Annotated in this window: 23 protein-coding genes and 1 tRNA gene; 16 read left to right on the top strand and 8 right to left on the bottom strand. The window is 70.1% G+C overall.

Annotated elements, in window-relative coordinates; genetic code table 11:
* Nucleotides 1-188: 188 nt before the first annotated feature.
* Both OP79_RS45060 and OP79_RS45055 read right to left on the bottom strand, forming a co-directional pair.
* Complete coding sequence (locus OP79_RS45060) at nt 189-1,526, bottom strand: copper amine oxidase (protein ID WP_033328983.1); 1,338 nt, start codon at nt 1,524-1,526, stop codon at nt 189-191.
* A 65-nt stretch (nt 1,527-1,591) separates the two neighbouring features.
* Complete coding sequence (locus OP79_RS45055; RefSeq protein ID WP_245685682.1) at nt 1,592-2,440, bottom strand: Tat pathway signal sequence domain protein; 849 nt, start codon at nt 2,438-2,440, stop codon at nt 1,592-1,594.
* 204 nt (nt 2,441-2,644) lie between these two features.
* On the opposite strand from OP79_RS45055, the gene OP79_RS45050 reads away from it, so the two are divergent.
* The 5 genes from OP79_RS45050 to OP79_RS45030 all read left to right on the top strand — a co-directional run bounded on the left by OP79_RS45050 (nt 2,645) and on the right by OP79_RS45030 (nt 9,692).
* Nucleotides 2,645-6,358: an nSTAND1 domain-containing NTPase gene (locus OP79_RS45050; protein WP_033328973.1), complete on the top strand. Its 3,714-nt coding sequence runs from the start codon at nt 2,645-2,647 to the stop codon at nt 6,356-6,358.
* 101 nt (nt 6,359-6,459) lie between these two features.
* Nucleotides 6,460-6,855, top strand: coding sequence for a nuclear transport factor 2 family protein (locus OP79_RS45045; protein WP_033328972.1), 396 nt, complete (start codon nt 6,460-6,462; stop codon nt 6,853-6,855).
* Nucleotides 6,856-6,975: 120 nt separating this feature from the next.
* On the top strand, nt 6,976-7,965 hold the full coding sequence (locus tag OP79_RS45040; RefSeq protein WP_078492439.1) for a Yip1 family protein: 990 nt from the start codon (nt 6,976-6,978) through the stop codon (nt 7,963-7,965).
* A 354-nt stretch (nt 7,966-8,319) separates the two neighbouring features.
* A complete protein-coding gene (locus OP79_RS45035; RefSeq protein ID WP_078492441.1) occupies nt 8,320-9,414 on the top strand; it encodes a sulfite oxidase in 1,095 nt (364 codons plus the stop codon).
* A gap of 29 nt (nt 9,415-9,443) precedes the next feature.
* Nucleotides 9,444-9,692 (top strand): DUF5988 family protein, encoded by a 249-nt coding sequence (locus OP79_RS45030; RefSeq protein WP_245685681.1) that lies wholly within the window; start codon nt 9,444-9,446, stop codon nt 9,690-9,692.
* Nucleotides 9,693-9,710: 18 nt separating this feature from the next.
* Here OP79_RS45030 and OP79_RS45025 read toward each other — a convergent pair whose 3' ends face one another.
* The 3 genes from OP79_RS45025 to OP79_RS56235 form a co-directional block, all read right to left on the bottom strand.
* On the bottom strand, nt 9,711-10,217 hold the full coding sequence (locus tag OP79_RS45025; RefSeq protein WP_033328970.1) for a phosphoribosyltransferase: 507 nt from the start codon (nt 10,215-10,217) through the stop codon (nt 9,711-9,713).
* A gap of 16 nt (nt 10,218-10,233) precedes the next feature.
* Nucleotides 10,234-10,809: a dCTP deaminase gene (gene dcd / locus OP79_RS45020; protein ID WP_033328969.1), complete on the bottom strand. Its 576-nt coding sequence runs from the start codon at nt 10,807-10,809 to the stop codon at nt 10,234-10,236.
* A gap of 120 nt (nt 10,810-10,929) precedes the next feature.
* Nucleotides 10,930-11,091: a hypothetical protein gene (locus OP79_RS56235; RefSeq protein WP_169786253.1), complete on the bottom strand. Its 162-nt coding sequence runs from the start codon at nt 11,089-11,091 to the stop codon at nt 10,930-10,932.
* Nucleotides 11,092-11,362: 271 nt separating this feature from the next.
* Between OP79_RS56235 and OP79_RS45015 the strand changes: the two genes are divergently transcribed.
* Nucleotides 11,363-11,436, top strand: a tRNA-Gly gene (locus OP79_RS45015).
* A gap of 439 nt (nt 11,437-11,875) precedes the next feature.
* Here OP79_RS45015 and OP79_RS45010 read toward each other — a convergent pair.
* Entirely contained in the window at nt 11,876-12,088 is a 213-nt protein-coding gene (locus OP79_RS45010) for a DUF4287 domain-containing protein (protein ID WP_033328968.1), read from the bottom strand.
* A gap of 97 nt (nt 12,089-12,185) precedes the next feature.
* The gene (locus tag OP79_RS45005) at nt 12,186-12,752 is read right to left on the bottom strand and encodes a sigma factor-like helix-turn-helix DNA-binding protein (protein WP_106972646.1); all 567 of its coding nucleotides are present in this window, start codon (nt 12,750-12,752) and stop codon (nt 12,186-12,188) included.
* Between the two features lie 170 nt (nt 12,753-12,922).
* Here OP79_RS45005 and OP79_RS45000 point away from each other — a divergent pair, with 170 nt between their 5' ends.
* Nucleotides 12,923-13,561, top strand: a complete 639-nt coding sequence (locus tag OP79_RS45000) for a DUF6518 family protein (protein ID WP_033328978.1) — start codon at nt 12,923-12,925, stop codon at nt 13,559-13,561.
* 182 nt (nt 13,562-13,743) lie between these two features.
* Here OP79_RS45000 and OP79_RS44995 read toward each other — a convergent pair whose 3' ends face one another.
* A complete protein-coding gene (locus OP79_RS44995) occupies nt 13,744-14,037 on the bottom strand; it encodes a cupin domain-containing protein (protein ID WP_051745627.1) in 294 nt (97 codons plus the stop codon).
* Nucleotides 14,038-14,277: 240 nt separating this feature from the next.
* Here OP79_RS44995 and OP79_RS44990 point away from each other — a divergent pair, with 240 nt between their 5' ends.
* The 9 genes from OP79_RS44990 to OP79_RS44950 are packed head-to-tail and all read left to right on the top strand — an operon-like array spanning nt 14,278 to nt 22,654.
* Nucleotides 14,278-14,583 carry an MSMEG_0570 family nitrogen starvation response protein gene (locus OP79_RS44990; protein ID WP_033328967.1) on the top strand — a complete coding sequence of 102 codons (306 nt, stop codon included), beginning with the start codon at nt 14,278-14,280 and terminating at the stop codon, nt 14,581-14,583.
* Nucleotides 14,580-15,935, top strand: a complete 1,356-nt coding sequence (locus tag OP79_RS44985; RefSeq protein ID WP_245685680.1) for an MSMEG_0569 family flavin-dependent oxidoreductase — start codon at nt 14,580-14,582, stop codon at nt 15,933-15,935. Before OP79_RS44990 ends, OP79_RS44985 begins: the two co-directional genes overlap by 4 nt.
* A gap of 20 nt (nt 15,936-15,955) precedes the next feature.
* Nucleotides 15,956-16,771 carry an amidohydrolase family protein gene (locus tag OP79_RS44980; RefSeq protein WP_033328966.1) on the top strand — a complete coding sequence of 272 codons (816 nt, stop codon included), beginning with the start codon at nt 15,956-15,958 and terminating at the stop codon, nt 16,769-16,771.
* A gap of 40 nt (nt 16,772-16,811) precedes the next feature.
* Nucleotides 16,812-17,333, top strand: a complete 522-nt coding sequence (locus tag OP79_RS44975; RefSeq protein ID WP_033328965.1) for an MSMEG_0572/Sll0783 family nitrogen starvation response protein — start codon at nt 16,812-16,814, stop codon at nt 17,331-17,333.
* A 10-nt stretch (nt 17,334-17,343) separates the two neighbouring features.
* Nucleotides 17,344-18,441, top strand: coding sequence for an MSMEG_0568 family radical SAM protein (locus OP79_RS44970; protein ID WP_245685679.1), 1,098 nt, complete (start codon nt 17,344-17,346; stop codon nt 18,439-18,441).
* 1 nt (nt 18,442) lies between these two features.
* Nucleotides 18,443-19,876 (top strand): MSMEG_0567/sll0787 family protein, encoded by a 1,434-nt coding sequence (locus OP79_RS44965; protein WP_211270996.1) that lies wholly within the window; start codon nt 18,443-18,445, stop codon nt 19,874-19,876.
* Nucleotides 19,873-20,724 carry a carbon-nitrogen hydrolase family protein gene (locus OP79_RS44960; protein ID WP_033328964.1) on the top strand — a complete coding sequence of 284 codons (852 nt, stop codon included), beginning with the start codon at nt 19,873-19,875 and terminating at the stop codon, nt 20,722-20,724. Before OP79_RS44965 ends, OP79_RS44960 begins: the two co-directional genes overlap by 4 nt.
* Nucleotides 20,721-21,557 (top strand): carbon-nitrogen hydrolase family protein, encoded by an 837-nt coding sequence (locus tag OP79_RS44955; protein WP_033328963.1) that lies wholly within the window; start codon nt 20,721-20,723, stop codon nt 21,555-21,557. The genes OP79_RS44960 and OP79_RS44955 overlap by 4 nt, the downstream gene beginning before the upstream one ends.
* Nucleotides 21,554-22,654: an MSMEG_0565 family glycosyltransferase gene (locus OP79_RS44950; protein WP_033328962.1), complete on the top strand. Its 1,101-nt coding sequence runs from the start codon at nt 21,554-21,556 to the stop codon at nt 22,652-22,654. Before OP79_RS44955 ends, OP79_RS44950 begins: the two co-directional genes overlap by 4 nt.
* Nucleotides 22,655-23,142 lie beyond the last annotated feature (488 nt).

Below are 23,142 nucleotides of genomic sequence, written 5' to 3'. Positions count from 1 at the left end.
CCTTTCGGATCGAGGTAAGCCATTAGGCCCAGAAACATCCTCCAAGTTCCTCCCAGCTGAACTGGGAATATGACAAGGCGCCTCGTGGCGCAGCAGCGAATTTCGTCGGCGGCCCTGACAGCCTGCCGGGCACGGGTGGGAGGCAACCCAGTACGTCCTGACCTTCTCCTGAGCCGACAGGTGAACGGTCAGTTGTGAGGGACGTGACCGTTGAACTCGGGCCGGTGCAGTCGGTCCGGAGTCAGTGGGCTCATGTCCGTCACGTCGCGCGGGACGATCTGGAAGCCCTGCCAGTGCACCGGCATCGGGGTCTGGTCCTCGTCGCGGGCGATGTGGTGGAAGCCGACGTTCACCCAGACGACCGGGCGGGTGAGAGCCTCGCCGTTCACATATTTGGCCACGTTGCCCAGGCAGTTGGGGTTGATGCGGCGGTTGTCGCTGGCGTACTGCTCGCAGGCCTTGTACTGGCTGACGTACACGTCGTGCCGTGTCCAGGCATGCCGTGAGTACTTGTCGGAGCGGTTGTGCACGAGTTCCCACGAACGGGGGTGACCGTCCTTGTTGCGGCTCGCGGAGGCGACCACGCGCCACCAGCGGTCGTTCGCGTTGTCGCCCGCGAACTCCTTGGTCAGCTGCTTGCGGCCGGTCTTGAGCCGCCCGTACCCCATCTCAGGGTTCGTACCGTCCGTCTTCGTGTCGTACTGCTCGACCTTCGTCTTCCACGAGCCCCCGGGCTTGAAATCGAGCCGCCACAGGACGCTGTGCTGGTGGCTGAGGGCCTTGGCCGAGCCGTTCTTGCCGACGGGCCAGCCCCGGCCGTCGGCGGCGTTGAAGTCGCCTTCGGAGAGATTGCCGGTGGCGCCCTCCTTGGCGGTGATCGTGCCGTCGTCGGAGAAGTTCCACTGGGTGACGTAGTGGTACCAGCCGATCGCGTGGAGGGTGTAGACGACCAGGTCCTGCCCCTGCGCAGAGTCGGTACGGGCCGGGTTCTCCAAGACGTCACCGCTGTCCCCGTGGTACGCGAAACCGCGCGGCTGCGTCGTCACGCACAGCCCCTTCACCGTCCGTGCGGCGCCACCCTCCTGGTCCGCGACTCGGAAACCGCGGACCGTCCCGCCGGGGCAGTCCGACGCCTTGATCGGCAGCGCGCCCTGACCGAGACGGTAGTACGTCACGTCGTTGTACTCCTGCGAACCGTCGTCGTACGGCACATTGATCTGCGCGAGCCGCGCGCTGCCGAGCACCTCGATGGGCTTGCTCTCGTGGCGCGGCTGGTAGGAGATGTGGGACAGAACCAGCCCGGCGGTGGGGCTGTTGAGCCAGCACATCCGCCACGTGGTGCCGCCCGGAAGCTTCTTGGTGATGGCGGAGTTGCCCGTGCAGGCGGGTGCCGGGGCGGCGGGGGCGGCCGACGCACCCTCGGCCTGGCCGGCGGGGACGGCCAGGAGGGCACCGGCTCCGAGCACGGCACAGGCACCGAGGACCGCCGTGTTACGGGTGAGGCTGTTCAGCTTCAGCTTGCGCATGATGCGTACGTCCTTCGGGGCGAGACGGGCGACAGGAACGACACGGGCCACAGGGCCGAGGCCGGTCACGGGAGCCGGTGCGCCGTGCGGGCGCTGAGGTCGATGACGAACTGGCGCGTGTCGATCCACGGCCCGCCCACGACGCGCGTGAACAGCCGTACGCAGCGGTGCGCCCCGTCGCAGTCGGCGGGCCCGGCTGTACCGCTCCGCTCGTAGACCAGCCCCTGTACGCGCAACTGTGCGGGCGCGGCGAGCGGTCGCCCGGTGGCGGCCTGGAAGTCCTGCCGTACGCCTTCCCCGAGCGGGCTCGCGAGCAGCACCTTCAGCGCCTCGCGTGACTCCTGGCCGGAGGGCGCGGGCTGAACTCCGGTGGCGGAGTCGGTCCGTACGACCTTTCCGGTGCCGAGGTCGACGGTCTTCTTCACGAAGCGGTCGTCGCGGTAGTCGTAGAAGAAGACGTCCGCGTGCCGCTCGCCCTCCCGGCCGGAAGACTCGGCGGTGAGGTCGGTGAGATCGGCGGTCAGGAACTGGGGTGTGCCGTCCTCCCCCTGTACGTCCTCGCTGGTCGTACGCAGCGTCCGGTCGCCGGCGAGGGCGGCCTGCTGGGCTCGGGTGATCTCGTCGTCGGTGAGAGGGTCGGCGGCGCCGGTTCCGGCGTTACCGGAGGTGTTCCCCGACGCGTTCCCGGTGTCGGTCGTCGACGGCGAGGGCGTCGCGGCGGCGTGCGGTGCGGCTTCCCCTCGCGTCTGCGGGGGCCCGCCGTTCCCGGAGGCCTCCATCGGCAGGGTCACGGCGACCATCGCGGCCGTACCGGCGACCGCCAGTGCCGTACCGGCGAACAACCGGCGCAGGGCGATGCGCTGCTCTTTCCCTCGTGGCTCTTTTGCTCGTGGCTCTTTCGCTCGCTCGTTCATGTGCTCCCCCGTGGTGTGTGCTCGGGCGTACTACCGGATGTCTCCGATGCCTCAAGTCCAGCCGCCAGGGAGTTGTTCAGCAGGCCCCCTCCACCGCACCAAACAAAGACGTAAGACCAGTTGAGGGCCGAAATGAACGCTTGCGGGCCCTGCCGCGGCTCCCTACCGTGGCCCGAACACGGGGGATGAGGGGGAGACCGGAGCATGGGGCGTCGCGAGACTCCGGTGGACCCGGCGGCGGGCCCGGTCCAGCGCTTCGCGTACGAGTTGCGCAAGCTCCGCCAGGAGGCGGGCGGCCTCACGTACCGCGAGATGGCCCGCCGGGCGCACTACTCCGTCACGACCCTCTCCCAGGCGGCAGCGGGCGACCAACTCCCCTCCCTGGCCGTGACCCTGGCGTACGCGAAGGCCTGCGGTGGCGACCCGGCCGAGTGGGAACGCCGCTGGCACGAGGCCTCCGAGGAGTCGGTGCCCGACGACGAGGACGACACCGACTCCCCGTACCAGGGACTGTCCCGCTTCGAGCCCACCGACCACGACCGTTTCTTCGGCCGCGACGAACTGGTGGCGGCGCTCGGCGAATTGGCGTCCACGTCCCGCTTCGCGGCGGTCTTCGGCCCCTCGGGCAGCGGCAAGTCGTCGCTGCTGCGGGCCGGACTGATCCCGGCACTCCAGCAGAGCGAACTGGCGGCCCTGCGCATTCTGACCCCCGGCGAACACCCGCTCCGTACGCACGAGAAGGCGCTGAAAGCGAAAGAGGACGACGGCAACGGGGGCGGCACCGGAGACACGGTCCTCGTGATCGACCAGTTCGAGGAGGTGTTCACGCTCTGCCGGGACCCGGCGGAACGCACGGAGTTCATCGACCGCCTGCTCACGGCACGGGACCCGGAAAGCCGCCTGCGCGTCATCATCGCCGTACGAGCCGACTTCTACGCCCGCTGCGCCGAACACCGCGCCCTGGCCGACGCGTTGAGCGAGGCAAGCCTCCTGGTGGGCCCCATGACCCCGGCCGAACTACGGGAAGCGGTGATCCGCCCGGCCCAGTCCGCGGGCCTGATCGTCGAACGCGAACTGACCGCGCATCTCGTCGCGGAGGTGGACGGCGAACCCGGCGGCCTCCCTCTCCTGTCCCACGCCCTGCGCGAGACCTGGCGACGCCGCCGGGGGCGGGCGCTCACGATGGCGGCGTACGAGGCGGCAGGCGGCGTACGCGGTGCGATCGCGCAGACGGCGGAGGACGTGTACGGGACGCTGTCCGGCGATCAGGCGGCCCTGGCCCGTCAGATCCTCCTGCGGCTGATCACCCCCGGCGAGGGTTCCCAGGACACCCGTCGCCCCGTGGACCGCGCGGAACTCGACTTCGCTCCGTCCGGCGAAGTGGCCCTGGTTCTCGACCGGTTGGCCCGCTCCCGTCTCCTCACCCTCGACGACGACACAGTCGATCTGGCGCACGAGGCCCTGATCACGTCCTGGCCCCGGCTGTCCGCCTGGATCGAGGAGACCCGCGAACGCCTGCGCACCCATCGCCGGCTGACCGAGGCGGCTCGCACCTGGGACGAGCTGGGCCGCGATCCGGGCGCCCTGTACCGCGGCACCCGCCTCGCCACCGCGGACGAACACCTCGCGGACCAGCCCCTGACCCCGCTGGAGGAGGCCTTCCTCACCGCCGCCCGCACCTCCCGCAGCAGCGAACTCCGGCGTCGTCGTGGGCTGTTCACCACCCTCGCCGCCCTTCTCGTTCTCGCCCTCATCGCGGGCATCACGGCCTGGCAGCAGTCCCGTACGAGCGACCGCAGGCACCACGAGGCCGAGGCCCGGCGGATCGCAGCGGTGGCGGACAGCATGCGGGCCGCCGACCCGGTGACGGCGGCCCGGCTGAGCGTCGCGGCCTGGGAGCTCGCGCCCACCGTCGAGACCCGCTCGGCCCTGCTGTCCGCACAGAACCGCAGCGAACAGGACGCCTTCACCGTCCCGGAACGCGACGACCGCACCACGGTCCGCCAGCTGACGTCCGACGGACGGACGCTGGTGTCGGTCTCCCGCGATCACGTACGCACCTGGGACCTGCGCACCCATCGCCGTACGGGCATGTATCCGGGACCGGGCAAGCTGCTGTCCGAGGATGGGGACGTGGTCATCAGCCCGGACGGCCGGACCATCGCCCTGGGCTCGGGACTCGGTGGGGACCTGTCGCCCTCCACCGCTCTGTGGGACGTCCGGACCGGCCGCGTCGCCGGGCGCCTGCCCGGCGTTGACACCACGGTGTCGCACTTCGGCCGCGGCGGTCGCACCGTAGCGGTGTTCGCCGTGGACTCCACCCAGGTCTGGGACACGCGAACACGCCGACTGCTGCTGAAGGTTCCCCTGCGGAACGAGAACGACGACGTCGTCACGCAGTACGCGGTCCTCAGCCACGACGAGCGACTGCTGGCCACCTGCTCGGACGAAACACCGCTGGAGATCTGGGACATCGACCGTCGCCGCACACTGTCCCTCCCATGGACGTCGGGACCGGGACTGGACCAAGGCCCGTGCGAGGACAGCGAGTTCGCCTTTTCGCCCGACGGCCGCGCCATCGCCCTCGCCGCCAAGGCCGGAATCCAGGTGCGGGACCTCCGCTCGGGGCGGGTCATCGGGCGGATGCCGGGGCGGCTGACGTCGGTTCGGTTCAGCCCGGACGGCAGGTTCCTCCTCGCGGCCGGCCCGGACGACATCCGGATGTGGCGGCTCTCCTCCCCAGACGAGCCGGTGTTCCGCCAGGCGCTGGCCGCCGAGGAGCTCGACTCGCACGAACTCGACTTCGCCGCAGGCCAGTTGCGCTACCTCAACAGGTCGGGCGGCGCCGTCCGCTCCCTGGGTCTCGGCCCGGCGACGACCTCACGCTGGCAGCAGGAGAGCGTCCAGGAAGCACTGCTCAGCCAGAACGGCCGGACCCTGGTCACCATGCGCTCCACCGGCGCCGCGGCGGGCATCCGCCTGCAGGACACCCGCAGCACCAGGACCGCGCGCACGATGCCGCACGAGCCGTGCTCCACGGCCCAGGCGAATGAGGGCGAGTGCTCCAACGTGACGGCGCTCAGCGGCGACGGCCACACCTTCGCCTATGCGCGGACCGATGAAATCAGCGACTCCGTCACAGAGCAGCCGATCACGGTGTGGGACGTCGCGGCCCACCGCAAGCGGGCGACGATCACCATCCGCATCGGCTCGGAGGGCTTCGCCGACGTCGACGGCCTCGCGCTCAGCGCCGACGGGCGCACCCTGCTGGTCTCCCGGGCGACGGAAAAAACGGTCGAAGTGTGGGACGTACGCCGGAACGAACGGACCCGGACGCTCGAGAACATCAGCGCGGAGGTCCTGGCCGTCCGCGGCGACCTGCGCACCCTGGCCTCGTCCAACGACGAGGTCGCCGACCTCCGCTCGGGACGGGTGGCCTACCGCACGCTCGGCGACACGGGCATCAGCGCCATGACCTTCAGCCCTGACGGCCGGTACTTCGCGGCGGGCGACGGCTACGGCCGCGTCACGGTGTGGGACGGCGACGTACGCAACCGCCTGGGCATCCTGGCCGACCCGGAGGCGACCGAGTCGATCAGCGCCCTCGCCTTCTCCCCCGACGGCGACACCCTGGCGCTCGCCGACGACTCCGGCACAGTCCGGCTCTGGGACGTCCCCTCCAGCCGCCCCCTGGGCTCCGCCGCCCCCGGCCCCGGCGACCAGCCCCTCGCGCTCGCCTTCGCCGAGAACGGCACCACCCTGTACGTCGCCGGCAGTCACGTCCCGCTCCGGACGTACGACTTCGCCCCGGCCCACGTGATCCGCCGACTGTGCGAGCGCACGGGCTCCGGTCTCTCCGAGTCGGACTGGAAGACGTACCTACCGGACATTCCGTACCGCAGGACGTGCAGGGGCTGATGCACGGGGGCTACTCGCCCCAGTGGCTCAGGCTGCGGCAGAGGCGAACAATTGCCTACGTAAGCCGCATACCGAAAGAGCCACGGAAGGTGGCGAGCACCATGGCTGAACACCCGCACGCAGAACTGGTACGCAAGGGCTACGAGGCCTTCCAGCGCGGTGACATGGACACACTGCGCACGCTGATGTCCGGGGACGCCACGCACCACCTGCCCGGCAGCCACCCGCTGGCGGGCGACTTCAAGGGCCAGGACGCGATCATCGACCTGTACCGCCGGCTCAACGAGGAGACGAACGGGACCCTGCGCGTCGAACTGCGCCAGGTCCTCGTCGACGGCCGAGGCCACGCGGTCGGCATTCACCGCCTCACGGCCGAGCGGGGCGGCAAGCAGCTCGACGAGACCGGATCCATCGTCTTCCGGATCGTCGGAGACAAGGTCACCGACCTCGACGAATGCATCGAGGACATCGAGAGGGCCAACGCCTTCTGGTCGTGACGCCCGCAGGACGCACGGCACCGGCAGCGACCGCAGCAACGGCAACGGAAGCCGCGTACCGCAAAACCCTGAGCCGCCCCTGAGCGGCCACGGAAAATCGGCTGGACAACCCCTTAGGGGATGTCACAGCTCAGCGTCAAAGCCGGGTCCGTTCCCCCGGGCCCGGCGCACGGAACTGTGGGACCAGGTACGTTCGATTACGTGGCTGGATTCAGGATCGGACGCGGCCGGGACAACCGCACCCGGCAAGCAAGTCCGCAACAGCAAGCGCGGCAGCAACCGTACGGACAGCAGGCGCCCCCGGGCCGCCCGTCGTACGGCCATCCCCCCGCGCCGCAGCCGTACCCGCCGCAGGCGCAGCAGTACGGCAACGGCGGCGGGCAGCAGTGGCCCCAGGCGAACGGCCACGGCGAGCCGGAGTACTTCGGTGATCACGATCACCACACCCAGGGCCCGGACCCGTACGCGGCGAACAATCCGGGCCACACCCAGGCGTTCGGGGTCGGCGAGGACCCGTACAGCCATGGCGGGACCTACCGTGCCGGCCAGACGCCGGCGCCCCCGGTGGGCCCGCGTCTGCACTGGAAGGAACTGCTGAGCGGCGTCATCATGCGCCCGAACCAGACGTTCCTGCAGATGCGTGACTACGCGATGTGGGGCCCGGCCCTGATCGTGACGTTCCTGTACGGGCTGCTGGCGGTCTTCGGCTTCGACGGCGCGCGCGAAGACGTGATCAACGCGACGCTCTCCAACGCGGTCCCCATCGTCCTGACGACGGCGGTCGCGATCGTGCTCAGCGCCTTCATCCTGGGCGTGGTAACTCACACCCTCGCGCGCCAGCTCGGCGGTGACGGCGCCTGGCAGCCCACAGTCGGCCTCTCCATGCTGATCATGTCGCTCACGGACGCCCCCCGCCTGGTCGTGGCCCTCTTCATGGGCGGCGACGCGCCGTTCGTGCAGATCCTGGGCTGGGCGACCTGGCTGGGAGCCGCCGCCCTGTTCACGCTGATGGTCAACAAGTCCCACGACCTTCCGTGGCCGAAGGCCCTGGGCGCCTCGGCGATCCAGCTGATAGCACTGCTGTCGATCATCAAGCTGGGGACGTTCTGAGCCTGGCCTGGCACTTGGGCGGGACGACGGGCGCAGCACACGCCACGTGTGCTGCGCCTCGGCATTTCCCGGGCCGGTCGATCTCGGCCGGTTGGTCTCGCGTGGCACGGCTCGCAAGCGCACGATGGAGTCATGGACGGACGCGACGCACGCGACGTACAGGCCGCGCGACAAGGACCGGGACAAGCTGAGGCCGAGCGCATCGTGCCGCACGACGGGCCCATCGGTGACGCCCACGCAAGCCTCGAGCACGCCGGTGACGCCCACGCCGCTCACGCCGCCGACGCGCACATCAGCGCGCTACGGGCCGTCAGCGCACCGGCCCGCGTGGCCGAAGCCGCCGAGGGGATCAGCATGGAGGAACTCGCGCTCGCGGCCCGCAATCACGGGCTGCCGCTGGAGGCGTTGCGGTACGAGGTCACGCCGCCCGGACTGCACTACGTACTCGTCCACTACGACATCCCCACCGTCGACGCCGCCGGCGCGGAGGACTGGACGCTCGCCGTGCGGGGTCGCGTACGCACACCGCTGACCCTGGACATGGCGACCCTGCGCTCGTTCCCGGCCGTCACGCACCGGGTGACGATGGAGTGCGCGGGCAACGGCCGGGCCCGGCTCACCCCGCGGCCCGTGAGCCAGCCCTGGTTGGTGGAGGCGGTCGGCACCGCCGACTGGACGGGGGTCCCGCTGCGTACGCTGCTCGCCGAGGCCGGGGTCGAGCCGGACGCCGTCGAGGCCGTGTTCACCGGCGCCGACCACGGCGTGGAACGCGGCGTCGAGCAGGACTACCAGCGCAGCCTCCCCCTCTCCGACGCCACCGCCGACGACCCCGAGGTGCTGGTCGCGTATGAGATGAACGGCGCCCCACTGCCGCCGCAGCACGGCCACCCCGTACGCCTCGTGGTGCCCGGCTGGTACGGCATGGCCCACGTGAAATGGCTCCGCGACATCACCCTGACCAGCACGCCCTTCACGGGATTCCAGCAGACGGTCGCCTACCGCTACCGCCGGTCGGCCGACGACCCCGACGACCCCGGCGAACCGGTCACCCGCATCGCCCCACGGGCGCTGATGATCCCGCCGGGCTTCCCCGACTTCATGTCCCGCACCCGCGTCGTACGCCCCGGCCCCGTGCAGCTGGAGGGCCGCGCCTGGTCGGGCCACGCCCCGGTGACGAAGGTCGAGGTGAGCACGGACGACGGCGACACCTGGGCGGAGGCCGCTCTCGAGGACGGGCGTGGCGGGCATGACGGGCTCAAGGGCAGCACGTGGGCGTGGCGGAGCTGGCGTACGACGTGGGAGGCCGCCCCCGGCACCCACGTACTCACCGCCCGCGCCACCGACGCCGCGGGCCACACCCAACCCCTCGACCAGCCCTGGAACCGCGGCGGCTTCGGCAACAACCTCGTCCAGCGGATCCCGGTGATCTGCCTGCCGCGGGGCGACTGAAGGCGTTGAACCACAGGAGCTCTGGAAACATGGCCACGAAGACAGGCAACAGCAACAAGGGCACCACGTCGGAGAAAGCGGCCCTGGCAGCCCTCGAAGGCGGCCCCGACGACCTGCCCGAGAGGATCGTCCCCGCCACGGCCCCGGCGGGCGAGGACCTGAAGATCCCGCACCGCGGCGGCTACGAACACTTCCGCCCGACGTCACGACGCCAGGACACGGCGAAGGGAAAGCTGCCGGTCTACGAGTGGTGGGAGCGCACGGAGATCGCCGAGTAGCCGGTCATAGGCGAGCGATCAGGCGTCGAGGACCTGGTGCTGTCCGGCGGCCCTCTTCACGACGGGCCCCTGGACGCTCCACGGAAAGTTGATCCACTCATCGGTCCGCCTCCACACGTACTCGCACTTCACCAGCGACTGCGACTTCTCGTAGATCACGGCGGACCGCACCTCGGCGACATGCTCGAGGCAGAAGTCGTACACGAGCTTCAGCGTCTTGCCGGTGTCGGCAACGTCATCGGCGATGAGCACTTTCTTATTGGTGAAGTCGACGACATTCGGAACAGGCGCGAGCATGACGGGCATGTCGAGAGTCGTCCCGACTCCCGTATAGAACTCCACATTCACCAGGTGAAGATTCTTGCAGTCGAGCGCGTACGCAAGCCCGCCCGCGACGAAAACACCCCCACGAGCAATGGAGAGGACGAGATCCGGCTCGTACCCGTCATCGGCGATGGTCTGCGCCAACTCCCGTACCGCCGCACCGAACTGCTCGTAGCTGAGATTCTCGCGTACGTCGCTCATGCCGGCCCCGCCGCCCTCAGACCTGGGTCCGATGGAAGTTGAGGAAGGACCGCGAGGCGGTGGGCCCGCGCTGGCCCTGGTAACGGGATCCGTACCGCTCGGAGCCGTAAGGGAATTCGGCGGGCGAACTGAGCCGGAACATGCACAGCTGGCCGATCTTCATTCCCGGCCACAGCTTGATGGGAAGCGTGGCGAGATTGGACAGCTCAAGCGTGACGTGCCCGGAGAACCCGGGGTCGATGAACCCGGCGGTGGAATGAGTGACGAGCCCGAGCCGCCCCAGAGAACTCTTCCCCTCGAGCCTCGACGCAAGATCATCGGGAAGCGAGATCACCTCATACGTACTCGCCAGCACGAACTCCCCGGGGTGCAGAATGAACGGCTCGTCCCCGTCGGGCTCGACGAGCCGCGTGAGGTCGGCCTGCTCGATGGCGGGGTCGATGTGCGGGTAACGGTGGTTCTCGAACACCCGGAAGTAGCGGTCGAGCCGCACGTCGACGCTCGACGGCTGCACCATGGAATCGTCGTACGGATCGATCCGGACCCGTCCGGAGTCGATCTCGGCCCGGATGTCCTTGTCTGAGAGAAGCACGCCCTGAGGATACGCAGAGCGTAGGGGCCCGCCACAATCCACGGACTGCCCGAGGACTGTGAGGGGCCCCTACGAGGTGTAGCTGTGGTTACCGCCTACCACTTACCGCTTGCCGTCCGGTTACCGCTTCTCCATGGCCACCGGCACGACGCTGCGGAGCCGGGCACAGCGCGGACAGCGGATCAGCCGGCCGGGGCCGAGCCGCTCGGCCTGCTGCATCGGAAGCGAGGCGGTGCTGAACACGTGCCCTTCGGCACAACGGACGACGGTGCTGCGTTCCATCAAGTCCTCAGAGTCCCTTCCCCAAGAGCCGCGTCTGACTGGCGGAACGCCACATTACGGGACGAACGGAACGGCCCTCCAGGCGGCACTCCGCTCCCGCCCACACCCTCTCCCACCCCTCCACCGTACGCCCCAACTCTCGCCCCCCGCAGCCCCGTCCACCCTCGTACCCATCCCCTGAAACCACCACAGGCCCCACGGCTTCGGCGCCGGGGGCCTGGCATGAGGTACAGTGAATTCGCGTTTCCGACGCCGCCAAAAGGCGTCTTACGCGGGTGTAGTTTAGTGGTAGAACATCAGCTTCCCAAGCTGAGAGTGCGAGTTCGATTCTCGTCACCCGCTCCATGATTAAGGCCCAGGTCAGCGACCTGGGCCCTTTTGCTGTCCGTCGTGATCACTCGCCGCGTGCCAGATTCATGCCAGAACGCTGATCGTCTGGATCACCGGTGTCTTCATCTGGCACGGCCGCAGCTTCCTGGCGTGCCTTGCGCACGGTCGCGTCGAGCCCGGCAGCAACTTCCTGCTGTCGCTCATCGTCTACGAGGCTTCGGAGACGTCCTGTAGCCAGTCGTCGAGCGCGGCGAGGTCGGTGTCGGTGAGGCTGTTTGAGGAATCGACGCGGTGGAGCAGGGCCTGCCCCTGGTGCTGTGCCGTCACCCATGCGCGGTCCGTGCAACAGGACGAGGGGCGACCCCGACCCACCCCAGTCACGGGATGAGAGCAGCACCCCCGTCGTTGACGAGGGTGCGCTCGGACCACCCCATGCGCTCCCATGCGTGGCAGCTCAGTTGCCGGACCGCTCGGCGAGGGTGTGCGCGACGAGGGCATTGGCGTGACCGTGGCCCAGCCCGTGCTCGGCCTTGAGCCAGTTCACGAGCTCCATGTGCTTGGTCAGAGGCGAGGAGCGGATCAGGTCCTTCCACTCCGCAATCGGGCGACCGTACTTCTTCTCGATGGAAGGGAAGTAGCTGGCAGGGCCCTTCTCGGTGGCGGTCATGTCAGTCATCCTGTCTGTCCGTTGTGTTGCTTCGGTGTTGTCGCTGGTATGACCGAGGGGCACGGACGGAGTCATCGGTCGATGAAGGTGTGCTGCGTCACACCTCCTGCTCGCCGATGTGCGGGGGCAGGTTGAAGAGCGGGAACAGCCGCTCGGTGTCCCGGAAGACATGGATGTCGGTGATCCGGTCCCCGGAGATGTCGACGACCTGAAGGGCCCAGGGCTCGAATCCCGCTCCGGTGACGCTGGGCCGGTACTGGCCGAAGGCCGGCGAGCCGTTCGCCAGGGTGGGGACCAGCCGGGATCCCCGGCAGCCGACGGCGGGTCCGGTCAGCCATGCCTGGATGTCGGTGACGCCTCGCATCCACAGGGCGTACGGCGGCAGGGACATGGTGGCGTCCACATGTAGCAGCACGTTCAGCTCCTCCATGTCGAAGCTGGAGAAAGCCGCGGCATACCGCTTCGCCGGTGCCCGCTGAACGGCGTCGGGCGACGGTACCGCCGTGTCGCCAGCCGCCTCGCGCCGGGCGGCCAGTGTGGCGCGGGCGCGCTGGAGGGCGCTGTTGACCGAGGTGACGGTGCAGCCGTGCAGGTCTGCGACTTCGCGTGCCGAGAATCCCAGGACGGCCGACTGCCGTACGAGGAACTTCCACGCATGGCACACGTACTGAAACGGCGAAGGTAAGTGATCAAGGGATCAGAAACAGCTTCCAAGGCGTCGTCGATGACGCGGCGTACGGCGAGTGATTGAGGGCCACAGCGGCGGGGTCTGTGCAGGCCCGTGCCCTCAGTTGCTATACACGGCATGTATACTCCGTGTGTATAGTCGTGAGCATGGCTACCTTAACCGCCTCCCATCGCGATACCCCCGTCACCATCCTCACCGCGACCGCGATCTTCGGGCTGCTGCTCGGCTGGGCAACGTACGGCCTGCACGGGACAACACCCCTGTTGGAGCGGGCGACCAACTCGGTGTCCACCTGGATCATCTGGACTGCCGCCGCCGGTGCACTGATCCGTGTCCGGCCGCTCGCCGTCTGGGGCGGAGCGTTGATGATGCTCGCCACCTGCGGCGGCTACTACGCGGCGTCCACGCTCGGGGACACATTCGGGGCCGGAGGGCTCGGAACCGCCGTCGTGTGGTCGATGGCGGGGCTGGCTGGAGGGCCGCTGCTGGGGTGGGCCGGGTGGACGGTACGGCGCGGGCGGGGGGACGTGCGGGCGGTGGCCGGGGCAGTCATCGCGATGGTGACGCTGGGGGAGGCGCTCTGGCTGGGTCTGGCGCTCCACTACTGGGGAGAGGCGGCCGTCTTCATGGCCGTCGGCGCACTGCTCACCGCTCTCCTGACCATCTACTTGGCGCGCGCCGGGGTGCAGCGCTACTGGCTGTGCGCCGCGCTCGCTCCCGTTGGCGGTCTCGCCTTCTACCTCGCCGAGGAGGGCATCCTCGACGGCCTGCTCGGATCGGTGTAACGCGGGAACAAGCACCGGGATGGCGGGAGCTTGGCTGACGGGGAACGAGGGCGTCCAGGGGGGCGGGTAACGGCAATCCCGAAGGCAAGGGGAGTCGCAGGTCAGGCAGGTGATCGCCCCACCTCGCTCCTAAAGCGGTGGCTTCCTGGCAACCAGCGGCAGCGGCCAGCCGGCGCAGGCCACTAGTGCGCTGCCGTCCTCGGTGAGGAAGAGCAGGGTGGTCCATGATGGGTCGTCAGGGTGCCGTCGAGGACGTAGATACCGTGCGCGCAGGGGTGGGTGTGCCAGGGGTTGGTGAAGCCGGCGCGGTAGATCAGCTTCATGACCTGCATGCCGGTGTCGGGGTCGGCGAACAGGGGAAGCGCGTCCAGTTCGGCGTTGATCTCGGGGACGGGGAACTTCTCCCAGCTCGCCGTGGTGGTGTCGACGACGGTCAGGGTCACGGGCTCGACCGATTCGGCTGATTCGACTGGCATGGCGGAAACCTGCTCTCTGACGGAGGTTCCGGAATGTGCGGAGCACGGTAATGGGCGCGGCGTTTCCGATTCATGTCCACCGGAATGAAGATGCGTTAATCCGCAACCCGCACCGGTGTGAGTTTTCGGCAACTCCCCTTTTTTCCGGATGACTTCGTTCGGAAATATCCGGGGGTTGGAGTTGGCCCCCACAGACAGCGGCGAGGTGTCGAGACCTCGGCGCCCGGCATGGAGGATGTCATGCCCGAGATGTATTTCCATGTGCGCTGGCCCGACGGTGTGACGCAGCGCTGCTATTCCCCCTCCACGGTAGTCGAGGACTATTTCGTTCCCGGTGGTCAGTACGCGCTCGCGGATTTCGTCGAGCGCAGCCGTACGGCACTCGGTATCGCCGGCGAGCGGGTGAAGGAGAAGTTCGGCTTCTACTGCACCGGCGCCTCCGACCAGCTCGCGCAGATCGAGCGGACCGCCGCCGGATACGCCGCCGACAGTGCCGCCAAGGTCACGGTCGAGTCCCTGACCGGCGCCGACGGGAGCACGCGGTGAGCCCGGCCGAAGCGATACGGCTGCCCGGCGCCCTCCCCCACAGCCTTAAGGGCGTGGGCGGTACCCCCATACCCGTGGCCGTGGTCGGCGGCGGTCAGGCCGGGCTCTCGATGAGCTACTGCCTGCGTGAGCGCGGTGTCGAGCACATCGTCGTCGAGGCGAACCGGGTCGGGCACGAGTGGCGCGAGCGCCGTTGGGACTCCTTCTGCTTGGTGACCCCCAACTGGCAGTGCAGGCTGCCCGGTTATCCCTATCAGGGCGACGATCCGGACGGGTTCATGGTCCGTGACGAGATCGTCCGGTACCTGGAGAACTACGTCTCCTTCTTCCGGCCGCCGCTGGTGGAGGGTGTTACGGTCACCCGGCTGCGGCGCTCTCCGAGCGGACTGTTCGAACTCTCCACCAGCGCAGGGGACTTCACCGCCGACCAGGTGGTGGTCGCCACCGGCCCGTACCACACGCCGTCCGTCCTGCCGATGGCCCAGCGCCTGCCCGACCACGTCACCCAGGTCCACTCCTCCCGCTACCGCAGCCCGGACCAGCTCCCCGAGGGCGCCGTCCTGGTGGTCGGCACCGGCCAGTCCGGCTGCCAGATCGCCGAGGATCTGCACCTGGCGGGGCGGCGAGTGCACCTGGCGGTGGGCAGCGCCCCGCGTGTGGCCCGCTTCTACCGCGGCCGCGACTGCGTGGCCTGGCTCGACGACATGGGCCACTACGACAAGTCCATCGACGAGTTCGACGACGCCGACGCTGTGCGCATGCGGGTCAACCACTACGTCACGGGGCGCGACGGAGGCCGCGACATCGACCTGCGGGCCTTCGCCCGCGACGGCATGCGGCTGTACGGGCGGCTCACCGGAGTCAGCGGTGAGGCACTGGAGTTCGCCGACGACCTCAAGGTCAACCTCGACCACGCCGACGCCGTCGCCGAGGGCATCAAGGACGCCATCGACGCGTATATCGCCACGAACGCGATCGATGCCCCGGCCGAGCCCCGGTACGTCCCCGTGTGGGAGCCCGCCGAGCAGCCGCGCGAACTGGACCTGGAGGCCGCCGGTATCACCTCCGTCGTCTGGTCGACCGGCTTCCGCCGCGACCACCGCTGGATCGAGGCTCCCGTCTTCGACGGCCGCGGCTATCCCATGCACTGGCGCGGCGCCACCAGCACGCCCGGCCTGCATTTCCTCGGTCTGCCCTGGCAGTACTCGTGGGGTTCGGGCCGCTTCGAGGCGGTGGGCCGGGACGCCGAGTTCCTCGCCGACCACATCGACGCCTCACGCCGCATGGCCGACGTGTGCGGCACCCTCACCGGCGCGCCCACAGGACTCGCCTCCGCCCTCCCGATCGGCTGAGGAAGCTGAGGAACCAGACCATGGTCTACGACGCTCACCGCCACATCGGCGTCCTGCCCGCCTACCCCTTCTACGGCGGCCCGCCCGTCAACCCCGACACCACCGCCCGCGCCACCGTCAAGCAGCTGATCGCCGACCTGGACGCGGAGGGCACCGAACGCGCCCTGGTCATCCCCAACTACGGCGTCCCGGACCCCGCGATCGCCTTCTCCTTCAACGAGTTGGCGCTTGAAGCCGCCCAGAGCGACGACCGGATCCGTGCCGGGCTGTGGGTGTCCCCGCGCCCGGAGGACGCCCAACGCACCGAAGAAGCCCTGGAGTTGGCGGGTGAGCCCGGAGTCAAGGCCCTCAAGCTCAGCTTCCTGCTCGGTGGCCGCCCCACCGACCCCGCCTGCCGCCCCCAGCTGGACCGCATCTTCGCCACCGCCGCCCGCCACCACCTCGTCGTCCACGTGCACACTTCCCCCGGCGCAGCCTCCGACATCGACGAGGTGGGCCATCTCGTCGACTGGTACGCCGACCGGGTGCCCGTCCATCTCGTGCACTTCGGCGGCGGGATGAGCGGCCACATCAAGCTCGTCGGCTCCCGGTTCTTCGACTGGATCGGCGCCGGCAGGCGCGTCTACACCGACCTCTCCTGGGCCATCGGTTTCACTCCCCGCTGGCTGGCCCAGGAGATCGAGCGCCGCGGCATCGGCCACGACCGGGTGCTCTTCGCCAGCGACCAGCCGTGGGGCGACTTCACCGGCGAGTACGCCCGCCTCGCCGAAGCCACCGGCGGCGGCGCACTCGGCGATCTGGTCTTCCGGGACACGTTCGCCGCGCTCTACGACTGACCGACCCCAACTCCCATCCCGTACCCACAAGGAGACAGCCATGTCGGAAACCGCCCAGCTCAGCGACGTCGAGCAGAAGTCCCTCGGCGAGATCCCGCACCCCTCGCTCCCCGAGGGCACCAGCATCTACGGCTCCACCAAGGTCTTCCCCGACTACCAGGCCGAGAACGGCGAGACCTACTTCACCCTGGTCCACGGCATCGCCCACGAGTCCTCGGTCTCCTTCGTCGCCGTCCTCCAGGCGACCCGCGCCCTGCGCAAGGGCTTCGAGACCGCCATCTACTTCTACGGTCCCGGCTCCCTCAACTGCCTTGCCACGCGCGGCTTCCCGACCGTCGGCAACTCGGCCTTCCCCGGCGAGCACAACATCAACAACCAGCTCAAGACGCTCATCGCGGAGGGCGGCAAGGTCTACTGCTGCCGCTTCGGCCTGTCCCTGCACGGCGCCCGCGAGGAGGACCTCATCGAGGGCGTCATCCCCACCCACCCCCTCGACGTCCAGGACGCGCTGATCCACTACGCGCGCAAGGGCGCCATCATCAACTCGACCTACCAGCTGTAAGGAGCCAGACATGGGCACCGGCACCGAAACGGCGGTGGATGTGCGGATCATGACCCGCGCCGAACTCGCCCTGCGCGGCGTAGCGTTGGACGCCCCCGTGGGGCGGCCCGACGGCGCGGGACCCAGCGACGACGGACACGTCCTCGTCGACGGTGCCGGTGCCGCGCTTCCCCGCAACCCCGACAGCCCCTACACGGTCCGCGACGGCAAGGTCTGGCTCGGTGACGAGGCCGGCCATTTCAAAGACACCGGCCTCACCCTCACCGCCGTACGCCGTCCGAACTTCTACGACCTGACCACTGCCGACGGCACCCCGTACGAGCACATCGCCCGCCTGCACGGCGCCGACGTCCTCGCCACCACCGTCGTCCAGACCTGCATCCGCTACGCCGAGTCCGACCGCTGCCGCTTCTGCACCATCGAGGAGTCCCTGCGCTCCGGCGCCACGGTCGCCGCGAAGACCCCGGCGCAGCTCGCCGAGGTCGCCGAGGCCGCCGTACGGCTCGACGGCGTCAAGCAGATGGTGATGACCACCGGCACCACCACCGGCCCCGACCGCGGCGCCCGCAACCTCGTACGCTCCGTGCGCGCCGTCCTCGACGCGGTCCCCGGTCTGCCCATCCAGGTGCAGTGCGAGCCGCCCGGCGACCTCGCCTGGATCCGCGAACTGCACGAGTCCGGGGCCACCGCCATCGGCATTCATGTCGAGTCCCTCGACGACGAGGTGCGCAGGCGCTGGATGCCCGGCAAGTCGACGGTCCAGCTGGCCGAGTACTGGGCCGCGTGGGACGAGGCGGTGCGGGTCTTCGGACCGAACCGGGTCTCCACCTACCTCCTCGTCGGACTCGGTGAGGATCCCGACGAACTCATCGCGGGGGCCGGTGAGTTGATCGACCGGGGGGTCTATCCCTTCGTCGTCCCCTTCCGCCCGATGAGCGGCACCCTCGCCGCCCGCGACGGCGTCAAGGCACCCGGCGCGGAGCTCCTGACGTACGTCACCGAGGGCGTCGCCGCGAAACTGCGCGCCGCCGGCATGAGCGGCGCGGACCAGAAGGCCGGCTGCGCGGCCTGCGGGGCGTGCAGTGTGCTCCGGACAGCGGGCGGCTGAGATGTACCTCGACGGATCCGCACCGGCCTCGGTGGTCGACGAGGTGCCCGACATCCTGGCCCTGCTGGGCGACCGCAGCACGCTCGCCCGGCAGCGGCCCGCCTTCCGTATCGAGGAGGTGGAAGGCACGAAGGACGTGGCCGCCTATCGGCAGCTGCGCCGTGACGCCTTCGTCCACGAGCAGGGGCTCTTCGCCCACCACGACCTGGACGACCGCGACACCGACCTCCGGACCGTCGTCCTGGTCGCGAAGGACCCGCAGGGCATCGTGGTCGGCGGGGTGCGCCTGTGCCCGGTCGACGACGGGCCCGACCTCGGCTGGTGGCAGGGCGGGCGGCTGGTCGTCGCCCGCGGGGCCCGCGGCCCGCAGGGCATCGGCGCGGCGCTGGTGCGGGCCGCCTGTGCCCGGGCGGAGACGGAGGGCGTGCTGCGGTTCGACGCGACCGTCCAGGCCCGTAACGAACCCCTGTTCCGGCGCCTCGGCTGGCAGCGGATCCGGGACGTCACGGTCTCCGCCGCGCCGCACGTCCTGATGCGCTGGCCGATCGGCCGGATCGCGGCGCAGGCGGCGGCCACCAAGGCCGCTCTGGGCTCCCTGCTCGCCGAACTGCCCGCTCCCACCGGCTTCGTCGGCGACGACGGCGCCCCCGTCCCCGGCACCGACGTGATCGCCGCGTGCGACGCGATCGTGCCGTCCATGGTCGAGCGGGACCCCGAGTGGGCGGGCTGGTGCGCGGTCCTCGTCAACGTCAACGACCTTGCGGCGATGGGTGCTTCACCGCTCGGGCTGCTCGACGCGGTGGGCGCCCGCGACGCGGCACATGCCGCCCGGATGCTGGCCGGACTGGCCCTGGCGGCACGGTCGTACGGCATTCCGGTGCTCGGCGGGCACACCCAGCTCGGCGTCCCGGCCGCCCTGTCGGTGACCGCGCTCGGCCGCACCGACCGGCCGGTGCCGGGCGGCGGCGGACGCCCGGGGCATGCCGTACGGATCACCGCCGACCTGGGCGGGGGCTGGCGTACGGGCTACCGGGGCCGCCAGTGGGACTCGACGACCCATCGCCGTACGGACGAACTGCGCGCCATGACCGGTGCGGTGGCCGCCGCCCGGCCCGCCGCCGCCAAGGACGTGTCCATGGCCGGGATCGCGGGGACGCTGGGCATGCTCGCCGAGGGGAGCGGCTGCCGGGCGGTGCTCGACGTGGCCGCCGTGCCCCGGCCGCGGGAGGCGACCGTGGGCGACTGGTTCACCTGTTTCCCGGGCTTCGCGATGCTCACGGCCGACGAGCCGGGTGCACCGCCGCTGCCCGCCGGGCCCGCCACGGGTGCCGTCTGCGGCGAACTGACCACTGGAGAAGGCGTCGGGCTGCGCTGGCCCGACGGCGAGATCACCGAAGCGGTCACCTCCACCGTGACCGGGATGGGACCCGCATGAGCACCCTGCGCATGGCCGCCGTGGCCGCGGAGTTCGGCCGCGACGTGGAGGAGGACTTCCAGATCGCCGAACGGCTGATCAAGGGGGCCCGGGAGGAGGGCGTACGCCTGCTGGCGCTGCCCGAGGCGTGCCTCGGCGGGTATCTGCTCAGCCTCGACGACTCCGCCGAACTCGACGCGGGCCCGCCCGCGCTCGCCCTCGACGGCCCCGAGATCCGCCGACTGGCCGCATTGGCCGGGGAGATGACGGTCGTCGCCGGATACTGCGAGGCGGCGGGGGACGCCCGCTACAACAGCGTGGTCTGTGTCACCGGCGACGGTGTCCTCGGCAACCACCGCAAGGTCCACCAGCCGCTCAGCGAGGACGCGTCGTACGCCTCGGGCGACCGCTTCCACGCCTTCGACACCCCGGTCGGCCGGATCGGCATGATGATCTGCTACGACAAGGCGTTCCCGGAGTCGGCGCGGGCGCTGGCGCTGGACGGGGCGCAGATCGGGGTGTGCGTGTCCGCCTGGCCCGGTGCGCGTACCAACGCCTCCGCCGACCTCGAACAGGACCGCTGGAAGCGCCGCTTCGACCTGTTCGACCGGGCCCGTGCGCTGGAGAACCAGATCGTGTGGCTGTCCGCCAATCAGGCGGGCACCTTCGGCTCGCTACGCTTCGTCGGCAGCGCCAAGGTCGTCGATCCCGGCGGCGAAGTCCTCGCCGACACGGGCGTCGCGGCCGGTATCGCCGTCGCCGAGCTCGACGTCGTACAGGCTCTGGAAACCGCCCGCCGGTCGATGGGACACCTGCGCGACCGGCGGCCCGAGACCTACGACCTCTCCACGGGAGCAGTCACCGCATGAGCAGCATCCGGATCGCGGCCGCGGCCGCCCACTTCGGCCGCGACCTGGAGTTCGACCTGGCCCGCATAGCCAAACTCATCGAGGACGCGCGCGCCTCCGGCGCCGGACTGCTGGTCCTGCCCGACGCGGCGCTCGGCGGCTACCTCGCCGACCTGCGCCACCCCGACCCCGAGGCCCTGCCGCCCGCGCTCAAGCCGGACGACCCGCTGATCCTCCAGGTCGCCCGTCTGGCTGCCGAGATGGTGGTCTGCCTCGGCTACTGCGAGGACGGCGGCGACGAGCGCTACAACGCGGCCGTCTGCGTCAGCGGCGACGGCATTCTGGGCCGCCACCGCAAGGTTCACCTCCCGGTCGGCGAGGTCGCCGCCTACGCGCCCGGCGACCGCTTCGACGCCTTCGACACCCCGGTCGGCCGGATCGGCATGCTCATCGACTACGACAAGACGTTCCCCGAGTCGGCCCGTTCGCTGGCGCTGGACGGCGCCGAGATCCTCGCCTGCCTGTCCGCCTGGCCCACGTCCATCACCAACCGCGCCCCGCGCATGGCCCAGGACCGCCAGGCCAAGCTCTTCGACCTGTACGACCAGACCCGCGCCGCCGAGAACCAGGTCGTCCTCGCCTCCTCCAACCAGACCGGCGCGATGGGCGGCATGCGGTTCCTCGGTCAGTCCAAGGTGGTCGGGCCCGGCGGCGACATCCTCGCCCGCACCTGGTCCAAGGCCGGACTCGCCGTCGCGGAGGTCGACGTCGCCGAGGAGATCGAGCGGGCCCGCCGTATCCTGCGCCACCTCGACGAACGCCGGCCCGCCGCCTACCGGGAGGACCGCCCGTGAAGATCGCCCTGCTCAGCTACTCCACCAAGCCGCGCGGCGGCGTCGTCCACACCCTCGCCCTCGCCGAGGCGCTGGCCGCGCTGGGTGAGGACGTCACGGTGTGGACGCTGGGCCGCGGGGGCGACTCAGGCTTCTTCCGGCCGGTGGATCCGGCGGTACGACTGCGGATCGTGCCGTTCCCCGACGGCCCGGACGGCGAGACGGTCGGCGAACGCATCCTGCGCTCCATCGCCGTCCTCGGCGAAGCCTTCGAACTATCCGCGGCGGCGTACGACATGGTCCACGCCCAGGACTGCATCAGCGCCAACGCGGTCGGCGGCCGGTGCGTCCGCACGGTCCACCACATCGACCACTTCACCACCCCCGAACTGGCCGCCTGTCACGAGCGGGCCATCGTCGAGCCGTACGCGCACATCTGCGTGTCGGCGGCCGTCGCCACGGAACTCGCCGACGGCTGGGGCATCGAGGCGGCGGTCATCCCCAACGGGGTGGCCTACGACCGTTTCGCCACCACCGACCCGGCCGCCCGCGCCAACTGGCGCTCCCGCCTGGGCCGCTACGTCCTCACCGTCGGCGGCATCGAGCCCCGCAAGGGCTCCCTGGACCTGCTGGAGGCGTACGCCCTCCTGCGCACCGCCCACCCCGACGTACGCCTCGTGATCGCGGGCGGCGAGACCCTCTTCGACTACCGGGACTACCGCGCCCGCTGGGAGACCCGGGCGGCCGAACTCGGCCTCGAGCCGGTCGTGTTGGGCCAGATCGCCGACGACGAACTGCCGCCGCTGGTGGCCGCCGCCTCCGCGTTCGCCTTCCCCTCCGTCAAGGAGGGCTTCGGGCTCGCCGCGATGGAGGCGCTCGCCGCGGGAGTCCCCCTGGTCGTACGCGATCTGCCCGTACTGCGCGAGGTCTTCGACAGCGCCGCCCGTTTCGCGACCACCCATCAGGACCTGGCCGCCGAACTCGGCGCCGCACTCACGGACGACACCCCCACGCGGCGGGCGAGGGGCCGCCGACTCGCCGCCCACCACACCTGGGCCACCGCCGCGGAACGCCACCTGGCGTTCTACGGCTCTCGCCTGAGCGCCGGGGGCATCTGATCTCCGTACGAGGGAGGCAGCCCATTCGCAGTAGTACCGTCAGCGGCGTCGGCCTCTCCCTGCCGGGGGCCGTGCCCTTCCCGTGTCCGTAAGAGCGGAGAACAACGGTCGACAACGGTGCGATCCGGCCCCCACGAGCATCTCAAGGGGACGACATCTGCGCAGCTCAGAGCCAGCCCGCCCAAGCGCCGTCGCTTCCCGAGCTGAGAGCGCGAGTTCGATTCTCGTCACCCGCTCCAGATCGAAACCCCAGGTCAGTGGCCTGGGGTTTGTGTTTGCCACCGGCTCTCCGGCACCTTTCGCCCCACAGCGCGTTCGCACTCCAGTGGTACGGCCCCGAAGCCGACAAGTGAGCCGGGGCAAGCGCCGACTGCGCTGCGGAAGCCGCAGTTGGTCTTCAGGCAGGGCACGGCGGGCTCCCCGGAGTCAGGAGAACGTACGGACGACGTCACGGACCCGCGCCACGGTGTCGCCGTACGTCCCGAAGT

Origin of the sequence: Streptomyces yerevanensis (assembly GCF_000716805.1) — a bacterium.
Lineage (GTDB): Bacteria > Actinomycetota > Actinomycetes > Streptomycetales > Streptomycetaceae > Streptomyces > Streptomyces flaveus.
This window is presented reverse-complemented; position numbering and strand designations above follow the sequence as displayed.